This is a genomic window from Candidatus Aquicultor sp., from assembly GCF_054640775.1.
This window is the reverse complement of the sequence record NZ_JBTSLF010000288.1, coordinates 1-2,870: the sequence shown is the minus strand read 5'-3', so window position 1 is coordinate 2,870 and position 2,870 is coordinate 1. Positions and strand designations below refer to the sequence as shown.

The 2,870-nt window shown below is 33.3% G+C and carries 4 protein-coding genes; 3 read left to right on the top strand and 1 reads right to left on the bottom strand.

Translation table 11 applies throughout. From position 1 onward, the window contains the following. Positions 1-218: phage integrase N-terminal SAM-like domain-containing protein (locus tag ACYC56_RS14275; protein ID WP_461374839.1), on the bottom strand; the 218-nt coding region annotated here is incomplete at its 3' end. A 332-nt stretch (positions 219-550) separates the two neighbouring features. Here ACYC56_RS14275 and ACYC56_RS14270 point away from each other — a divergent pair. The 3 genes from ACYC56_RS14270 to ACYC56_RS14260 all read left to right on the top strand — a co-directional run bounded on the left by ACYC56_RS14270 (position 551) and on the right by ACYC56_RS14260 (position 2,632). After that, entirely contained in the window at positions 551-1,771 is a 1,221-nt protein-coding gene (locus ACYC56_RS14270) for a tetratricopeptide repeat protein (RefSeq protein WP_461374838.1), read from the top strand. 262 nt (positions 1,772-2,033) lie between these two features. Next, positions 2,034-2,306, top strand: a complete 273-nt coding sequence (locus ACYC56_RS14265; RefSeq protein ID WP_461374837.1) for a type II toxin-antitoxin system Phd/YefM family antitoxin — start codon at positions 2,034-2,036, stop codon at positions 2,304-2,306. A gap of 2 nt (positions 2,307-2,308) precedes the next feature. Then, positions 2,309-2,632, top strand: a complete 324-nt coding sequence (locus tag ACYC56_RS14260) for a type II toxin-antitoxin system RelE/ParE family toxin (RefSeq protein WP_461374836.1) — start codon at positions 2,309-2,311, stop codon at positions 2,630-2,632. Positions 2,633-2,870 lie beyond the last annotated feature (238 nt).

The window sequence follows — 2,870 nt, the reverse complement described above, 5'->3', positions numbered from 1 at the left end:
ATCCCGCATAAGGCAATTGCCATAGTGGCGCGTGAATACTTCTTTGTATTCTGTAGGTAAAGAAAATACTCACGGATTTCATTGTCGGATATTTTGTCCGGCGGTTTATTGAAATACTCTATAAGTTTTTGTACACGGTAAGAATAAGTTTCTTGTGTCCGTTGTGAAAATCCGAAAAGTTGCATATTTTCGGTCATTCTTTGAATCAGTTCGTACATAGTATACCTCGCTAATGTTTAATAGTTAATTTTATTTAGTTAGGGTATGCTATATTGTTTATTGAAATGTTATAAATCAAGTAGGATAGGTAAAATGATACCGCCGCTTTGCGGCTTAGTTCAACCTGCAACTCAACTTGACCGCTTCATTCGGTTCGGGTTTGTTTCTGTTTTCGGCTTTGTGTTGTTCGTTTAAAATTGTTGTTTAAGATTATTTAGTTACAAAATATTTTCTTAATTATTGGCGTTTTGGTTTTAACTTAGCCGTCTGTTCTGGGCGGTAAGTTAGTTGCCACGCCGTTAGCACCTAATATTAAAAGGATAATTTGACTATGGAGAAAAAAAGAAGATTACTCATTGCAACTCTATTTTGTTTTATCTACTCAGCCAGTTTTGTACAAAATTTGTATGGTTGCAGTATGTTTAAAATAACGTTGTATGGCAAAACAATGGTTGGCAATAATGAGGATTATTGGAATCCTAATACGAGGATTTGGTTTGAAAAAGGTAAAAATAGAAAATATGGAGTTTGTTATGTTGGTTATGATAATTTTTGGCCACAGGGCGGAATGAACGAAGCCGGACTTGTATTTGATGGTTTTGCAATGCCTTATTTAGCGATTAAAGATACAATTGGTAAAAAAGAACTGGATGCGAATTTTTTAAAAATTATCATGGAAAAATATTCGGATGTTAGCGAAGTTAAAAAATATTTTGCTAATCATAATCTAACCGGCCTTGAAACATCAATGTTTTTATTCATCGATAAAACGGGTAGGTATCTTGTTGTTCAAGGTGATTCACTAATTACCGGAAACAACCGATACTATATACTCTCAAACTTCTATCCTTCTCAGATAAAAGATGAAAGTAAAATTGATATTCCTTTTTATCATGAGGCGAAAAGACTATTGGAGAGTTATAGGGATACAAGTATTAGTTTTTGCTCTTCTGTTATGGACACTATGCATCAAGAAAGAGATTGGGGTGGTGGTACAATGTACACAACTTTATACGATTTGAAAGAAGGAATTATCTATTTGTATTATTTTCATAACTACAAACATGTTGTGACATTTAATTTGAAACAAGAACTTGAAAAAGGTAATCATATTTTGGTTATTCCCAAACTATTTCCGGAGGATAAAAAAGGAATCGAGTTTTTATGCAACTATAACGAAGTTAGTAATGAACTAGACTTATTCATGAATGAAGATATAGTCAGTGATTCATCGCGATGCACAAATGTCGTAAATGCACTTTTCGTTAATGATGTAAAATTGGTTCATACTTTTGTAGATAAAATTAATGAAATAGCTCATTTTTGGTTAGAAAAAGAAAAATACGAATATGCAATTTCTGTTTTCAAATTATATGTAAAAGTCTCGCCGGAGTCCTGGGATGCACTTAATAGCCTTGCAGAAGCATACTTGAAAAATGGTCAAGCTGAACTAGCAATAACTTATTTTGAAAAATCTTTGAAAATAAATCCTGATAATTCTTATGGGAAAAAACAGATTGAAGAAATAAAAAGGTTGCTTAAAAAATTGTAGTATGGTGCTAACGTTACAAGCGTTTCAAACTGACCGCGAGAACGGTTCGGGTTTTCTGCTATTTTCGGTTTTGTCTTTTTCGTTCGGCAGTCCTGTTCAAGTGTGTAGAGTAAAACAAGTGAGTACAAATTTAATAAATGGTTTTTTCAGTGCTGCCCGTTTGTTTTGGGCGGCAGCTTAAACGCAACGGCGTTATATGGCTAAAATTAATTTGATATAAATGATGTGATAAACTATATTTGGTCTAAAAAAAGGCTATGATATGAAATTAAGCGAATCGGTAAAATCAATTAGCTATCTGAAAGCCAATGCTGCTAATTTGATTGAGAAAATCAATAAAGAGCAAAAAACTTTTGTTATTACTCAGAATGGTGAGGCAAAGGTAATTGTTCAAGACATTAAAGTTTATGAAAAAACTCAAGAAACTATGGCCATGCTTAAATTACTTGCGATGACTCGTGAAAAAAATAAAAAATCGAAAGGGATTCAAGAAACATTTGCCGATCTTCGCAACGAATTAAAATTTATTCAATGACTATGAGATATAAAGTTATAATTGATTCTCAAGCCAAGTTAGATCTTAAAGAAATATTTATTTATGTTGCGATGAACGATAGTGTTCAATCAGCAAATAAGCTTTTAGATGCTTTAGAAGAAACTTGCTATAAGCTTGAAAAATTTCCAGAAAGAGGGCACATTCCACCTGAATTGAGACCAACCGGAATTAAAAGCTATTTAGAGATTCTTTATAAGCCTTACCGTATAATCTACGAAATTGAAAACAACTTAATTTATATACATTCAGTAATTGATGGCAGAAGAAATATTCAAGAAATCTTAAGCAATAGATTTTTAAGATAGAGACGCCATATAACCAGTGGCTCAAGGGCGACAGCCCCGATTAAATCGGGGTAAACTGTTTTCGCATTCGGCAATTTAGAGATTTTCGGGTTAGTCGTTCCGTTTCAAGTTTCTTGTTCAAGGAAGTCGTGCTAAGAAAGTTTTTTGTAATTATAAAATTTATTAACAAATTCGGTTCGCCGCGGCGAGTAGTTCTGGGCTGCGCCTTAAATGCAAAGTCGTTAGACGCAAACAATAG

Excerpts from the sequence above, each read along its gene's own strand:
- ACYC56_RS14260 (WP_461374836.1), top strand. The coding sequence starts at position 2,309 with ATGAGATATAAAGTTATAATTGATTCTCAAGCCAAGTTAGATCTTAAA.
- ACYC56_RS14270 (WP_461374838.1), top strand. The coding sequence starts at position 551 with ATGGAGAAAAAAAGAAGATTACTCATTGCAACTCTATTTTGTTTTATC.
- ACYC56_RS14265 (WP_461374837.1), top strand. The coding sequence starts at position 2,034 with ATGAAATTAAGCGAATCGGTAAAATCAATTAGCTATCTGAAAGCCAAT.